Source organism: Actinomadura rubrisoli (genome assembly GCF_004349215.1).
GTDB classification, from domain to species: domain Bacteria; phylum Actinomycetota; class Actinomycetes; order Streptosporangiales; family Streptosporangiaceae; genus Spirillospora; species Spirillospora rubrisoli.
On record NZ_SMKU01000760.1, the window covers coordinates 1 to 830 of the forward strand.

1 protein-coding gene and 1 pseudogene are annotated in these 830 nt (G+C 71.3%); both read left to right on the plus strand.

Annotated features, from left to right (window positions below):
* Positions 1-297, plus strand: a pseudogene (locus E1298_RS47325) (hypothetical protein); the annotation flags it as partial.
* Positions 298-396: 99 nt separating this feature from the next.
* A partial coding sequence (locus E1298_RS47330; protein ID WP_131903900.1) for an SDR family NAD(P)-dependent oxidoreductase occupies positions 397-830 on the plus strand: 434 nt, incomplete at its 3' end.

An 830-nucleotide genomic window follows, 5' to 3' on the forward strand; every position in this document is an offset into this window, starting at 1 on the left:
GTGTTGGGGGGTGGGGGGTGCGAGGTTCGTGGCGTGGCACTGCGAATGGGCAAGGACACCGGTTCGTTCGTTCCCGGGTTGGCGGGGGAGCGGATGCGGCCTGCGGTGGTCGCTCGGGCCTTCCGGGCGCTGCCGTCCGCGCACCGTGAGATTCTCACCGAGACGGTCTTCCGGGAGCGTTCGGTCAATGAGGCCGCCGCCTTGTTGGGCGTGCCGGTCGATGTGGTGAAGGTTCGCGTGTATCACGCGTTGCATGCGCTGCATGCCGCCTTGAACGGGCCGCGTCCCACCGCGTGAGACGTGTTGTCCGGGCAGGTTGCGGACGTTTCCGGCGAACGGGGTGCGGCGCGCCCGTTGCGGTGGACGTAGGGGTGCGGCGGCTGCGATAAAGGCTGCATGGCGAACACGGAGCGGATCTGGCTGATCACGGGGGCGTCGTCGGGGTTCGGCCGGGCGATCGCCGAGGCGGCGCTGGCGGCGGGCGGTACCGTCGTGGCGGCGGCGCGGCGGCCCGCGGCGTTGGACGATCTGGTGGAGGAGCATCCGGGGCGGGTACAGGCCGTCGCCCTGGACGTCACGGACCAGGACGCGGTCGTGGACGTGGTCGACGGCGTGGTCCGCCGGTACGGGCGCGTCGACGTGCTGGTCAACAATGCCGGACGAGGGTTGGTGGGCGCCGTTGAGGAGACCACGGACGGCGAGTTGCGCGCGCTGATGGACCTGCATCTGTTCGGCCCGGCGGCGCTGGTCCGCGCCGTCCTGCCCCATATGCGCGGGCAGGGGAGCGGGGCGATCGTGCAGATGTCGAGCCAGGGCGGGCGGTTCACGTT